The sequence below is a fragment of the Candidatus Proelusimicrobium excrementi genome, from assembly GCF_937881865.1.
Lineage (GTDB): Bacteria > Elusimicrobiota > Elusimicrobia > Elusimicrobiales > Elusimicrobiaceae > Proelusimicrobium > Proelusimicrobium excrementi.
On record NZ_CALGEO010000127.1, the window covers coordinates 1 to 4555 of the forward strand.

7 protein-coding genes are annotated in these 4555 nt (G+C 44.0%); all 7 read left to right on the top strand.

The features are described from left to right. Nucleotides 1-695: alkaline phosphatase family protein (locus tag ACQY26_RS05965; RefSeq protein WP_428048234.1), on the top strand; the 695-nt coding region annotated here is incomplete at its 5' end. 191 nt (nucleotides 696-886) lie between these two features. Further along, the gene (locus ACQY26_RS05970; protein WP_428048235.1) at nucleotides 887-2281 is read left to right on the top strand and encodes a hypothetical protein; all 1395 of its coding nucleotides are present in this window, start codon (nucleotides 887-889) and stop codon (nucleotides 2279-2281) included. Nucleotides 2282-2358: 77 nt separating this feature from the next. Next, nucleotides 2359-2577, top strand: a complete 219-nt coding sequence (locus ACQY26_RS05975) for a DUF167 domain-containing protein (RefSeq protein ID WP_428048236.1) — start codon at nucleotides 2359-2361, stop codon at nucleotides 2575-2577. 174 nt (nucleotides 2578-2751) lie between these two features. Continuing rightward, the gene (gene rpsF, locus ACQY26_RS05980; RefSeq protein WP_428048237.1) at nucleotides 2752-3081 is read left to right on the top strand and encodes a 30S ribosomal protein S6; all 330 of its coding nucleotides are present in this window, start codon (nucleotides 2752-2754) and stop codon (nucleotides 3079-3081) included. A gap of 3 nt (nucleotides 3082-3084) precedes the next feature. After that, entirely contained in the window at nucleotides 3085-3510 is a 426-nt protein-coding gene (locus ACQY26_RS05985) for a single-stranded DNA-binding protein (protein ID WP_428048238.1), read from the top strand. A gap of 41 nt (nucleotides 3511-3551) precedes the next feature. Beyond that, nucleotides 3552-3869 carry a 30S ribosomal protein S18 gene (gene rpsR, locus ACQY26_RS05990; RefSeq protein ID WP_428048239.1) on the top strand — a complete coding sequence of 106 codons (318 nt, stop codon included), beginning with the start codon at nucleotides 3552-3554 and terminating at the stop codon, nucleotides 3867-3869. 20 nt (nucleotides 3870-3889) lie between these two features. Then, entirely contained in the window at nucleotides 3890-4354 is a 465-nt protein-coding gene (gene rplI / locus ACQY26_RS05995) for a 50S ribosomal protein L9 (RefSeq protein ID WP_428048240.1), read from the top strand. The last annotated feature ends 201 nt before the right edge of the window (nucleotides 4355-4555 follow it).

The window sequence follows — 4555 nt, forward strand, 5'->3', positions numbered from 1 at the left end:
TGACCGGTGACAGTTCTTTTATCGCTGAATATTATGACAGCTTTAAATACAACGCTCTTTCCCCGATGACGGAAGGCGGCGGCATGAACAATCTTCTCGGCGAAGTTATCGGCGCAAAAGGTCTTTTGCAGCTTAGAATAGCGGAAACGCAGAAGTTCAAGCACGTAACGTCTTTCTTCAACGGTAAGCTTATTAAACCTTTTGCCGGGGAAGACAGAATCGAAATCAAAGGTTCTTTTGATCCCGCCACTTTCGCGGAACACCCGGAAATGGACGCGCGCCGCGTAGCCGATAAAGCCGCGGAAGAAATCGCCAAGAATAAATATGATTTCGTCGTAATCAATTTTGCCAACTGCGATATGGTCGGCCATACGGGCAGCTTTGACGCCGCCGTAAAAGCGACGGAAGTCGTCGACGAATGCACCGGCAAAGTTACGGAAACGGCTTTAAAAGCTGGTTACACCGTTCTTATTACGGCCGATCACGGCAACGCCGAAGAAATGTGGGATGATAAAATCAATATGCCCAAAACGGCGCACACCACCAACCCTGTAGGGCTTATTTACGTCGCGAACGACGTCAAAGGCGTAAGCTTGAAAGAGGGGGGCAAATTGGCCGATATCGCGCCGACGGTGCTTCAGATCCTCGGAGTTGAAATTCCCAAGGAAATGACGGCCGAAAGCCTTATAAAATAATCATTGTTTAATTGTTTAGGGGCGGAATGCGCTTTCCGCCCCTTAATTTTTTAGGAAAATCAATTTGCCTCCCCTGATATTTCTTCCCGTCTTTATATTTCCTTTTTGCTCCGTATTTCGGCCTTATTTCCTTGTAATATCGCGGTATGTTTTATAAACTTTTATTATATTCTTTAAACGGTGAAAAAATTATGAAGCAAATACTCCTCATTTTATTTTTATCCGTTTTTGCTTTGCCTGCGGCGGCGTGGGTCTTTTTGGAAGATGTTGCAAATCCCAAGGCGGATTCCTCGCCCTATTTGATATACAACATCATGCAGGGTAAGCCGGTGCGCGTTTGCGTTGATTTCATTGAAACTTATTATGACGCTTCCGCGCGTAAAATAAAAAAATCTTATATGCCTTCCGGCAGAAAGCGCGACGATTATTACAGCCGGGTGGCTCATATCACAAACGGCGTTTATTCCGATTGGATAAATAACGTTAAGACCAATATCGAAAAATCCGGCAGAACATATGAGTTTCAAGATATCATGCGTTATTTAAATTCTCCTAAAATAACCTATGTAAATTACGGTTCTTCTTCAAAAAATTGCGATGCCTTCCCGGAAGATAATTCCGCCTTTGATTTGCGCCTTATGGCTGAAACCAATGAAGAAGCAAAGTCTTTCATCGCGGCAGACAATTATCGTCTGGCCTATGCCAGCGGACGGGTTCGCAAACACATAATGATATTTTTCCATCCCGATTATATAGACGAGGGCTGGATAAACGTTTATGCCCAAAAATATGATAATTTTATGGATCAGGATGTTCAAGCTAGAGCTTTTAATATTCTTTTTCAACCTATTTTACTTCATGAAACGGGCCATGTTTTAGGTTTGGCTGACCAGTATTTAGGCACGGAAGAATCTGGCGACGGCTCTTATACTTTGGCTGGAATTACGCCTCTTAACAGTTTAAAGTCCATAATGAACTCAAGGCGGCGCGGGGAAAAGCGCACGCTGACTTGCGACGACGCGGAAGGTATTATAAATTTAATTGATTTTTACTCCAAAGACGCCTCTTCAAAACGCAGAACCCGCGGCTGGGCTTCTTTATGCCGCAGTGACGTAGTTTATGTCGAATCTTTGCCCAATAAAGTCAGTCAGGGAGAATATCAGGCTCAGTTGGCTTATGCCGCAAACGGTTATACGGGGGAGGTCCCTTCCCACATAAAGCGGATAAAAGCGCAAATGCTCGCCAAAGCCGAGCGGGAAAAAGCCGCCGCGGCGCAAGCCGCTGAAGAAGAAGCCCGCGCCAAAGCGGAAGCCGTTAAAGCCGCCGTACAAAGAGAAATGGACTATAATAAACGTCTTGACTCCGTAGGCTATTGCCCTATATGTCACAAACATCTTGCCAATGAACTGGTAAAAAGGGTCAGCGCGCCAAGACGGCAGGTAACGGTAAACGGAAAGGTCGTGAGGTATGAATATCCTTACGGCAAATGCTCCGTCGATATACATTCCAAATGCTGGGAAGAATATAAAAACAGCGGCCTTGCCGTACCTTGGAAAGCTTGGTGTTCCGCGTCAAAAGCAAAGTAATTTTAAGGCTCCGCTTCGGCGGGGCCTTTTTAACGCTTGGCGGTTTTTTAGGCGCGTTTATTTGCTAAGATATAAATATGTACATAAAAGTTAAAGTGCACGCCGGGGAGAAAAAGAACCTCGTCAAAACAAAAGCGCCCGACGCTTTTGAAATATGGGTTAAAGCTCCGGCGGAACGCGGCCTTGCCAATGAAGCCGTACGCGTCCTTTTGGGGGAGCAATTAGGCGTCGAAGCTAAAAAACTTCGTCTGATAAAAGGGGCGACTTCGCCGGCAAAGATTTTTGAAGTCCTTTAAATTCACTTTTCTCTTTTTGAAAGTTTTTCCAAAATATTGCAAAGTTTCGGCAAATATTTTATAATATTTGTGGACAAGATATTCCGTGGCGCATGGTGATCAGCCAAAAAATATCTAGGTATAAGCGGGGTAAAAAGTACCCCGTGAGTCTTTATTTATCAAAAAAACAGGAATATGAAAACTTACGAAATAGTAACAATACTCAAACCGCAGCTTACCGATGGTGAAGTTGCAGCTTTCGTAGAAAAAGCGAAAGCGTTTATCTCTTCCTCAGGCGGAGAAGTAGTGTCTGAAGAAAAACTCGGAAGGAGAAGATTCTCCCACGATATAGCTAAAAACCGCGAAGGTTTTTATCTCTACCTCAAGTTCAAAGGCCAAGGTGATTTTGTAAAGAAATGGAACGATTCCATGAGGCTTAATCAGAACGTTCTCAGAACAATGGTTATGAACGCCGTTGAACATAAAATTAAACCGGCTAAGGTAAAAGCGCCGGTCGCGGCTTAGTTTATGGCAGTCCGCATACCGGAATTAAACGAAGTGCTTCTTACGGGCCGCCTCACGCGCGATCCTGATACCAGGATGACGCAGCGCGGGCAAACCGTTTGCAGCTTCGGCATTGCCGTAAACCGCAGGTATTTGGATAATGCCTCCGGCGAATGGAAAGACGAAGTCGCTTTCATATCGGTAACGTTATTCGGGCCGGCCGCCGACAGAGCCAAGGAAAAACTCAGAAAGGGCGTCCCCGTAATGGTTGAAGGCCGCCTTACGATGAGTGAGTTCGTCGATAAAAACGGTCTTAACAGAAGGGAGCTGCGCGTAACCGCAAGGCGCGTGCAGATTTTCCAAGCTTCGGATGATTCCATGCAGAGCGAATCAGCCGCGAGCGAAGCCCAAGAAGCCGCCGAAGTTGCGGAAGATGATGTGCCGTTTTAATTAAGCCCCGAAAGGGTAGATTTTTAGAGGAAAGATAAATTATGTCAGAAGAAAAAATAGTAAAAACAGAAAACACTGAAGCCAAAGCTCCGGCTGCCGCCGAAGCCAGGCCGCAGAGAACTTTCGTACCTAGAAAACGCTTTGAATCCAGAAGAAAAGTTTGCAAATTCTGCGCTGAAAAAATCGATCATATCGACTATAAAAACATTCAGCTCGTCAAAAGCTTTACCATGGACAGCGGTAAAATTTTATCCAGAAGGATTACCGGCACCTGCGCCAAACATCAGCGTCAGGTAACCCAGGCCGTAAAAAGGGACAGAAACCTCGCTTTCTTGGCCTATTGCTTACCGAAAAAATAAATTTAACAGGAGTTTTTAAAATGAAAGTTATTTTAAGAGAAGACGTAAAACACCTCGGCACGGTGGGCGAAATTGTTGAAGTGAAACCCGGCTACGCCAGAAATTTCCTTCTTCCCAACAGATTGGTAGAAATCGCCACCCCGGCCGCCATTAAAAATTGGGAACTCGGCGCTGAAAGAAGACAGAAAAAAATTGAAGCTGAACTCGCCAAAGCCAAAGAAGAAGCCGCTAAACTTAACGGTTTAACGCTTAATTATACCAGAACGGTAAATATTGAAGGCGTCGTATTCGGTTCCGTAACCAAAGCCGACGTACAGAAAAGTTTAGCCGAACTCGGCCATAAAGTATCCAAATCCAATATTGATATTTTTACGCCTATCAAAAAAATCGGCGAAACCGAAGTTTCAATCTACTTCAAACCTACGGTCTATGCAACCATTACCGTAAAAATTGAAGCCGTTGAAGAAGATAAAAACGCTAAATAACAAATAAAGTTTTTTAGTTTATATCCCCCGGGCTTTTAGTCCGGGGGATATTTTTTTATGAAAAATTTTTATTATAATTGAAAATTTTTTAAATATTTTTTCAGTCGGTAAATAGATAAAATAATTACAAAAGTATTGACAAGGATGTAATAATATAAGTAAAATAAGAATATAGAAAGCGAGAGCCCGGAAGAGGGCGCG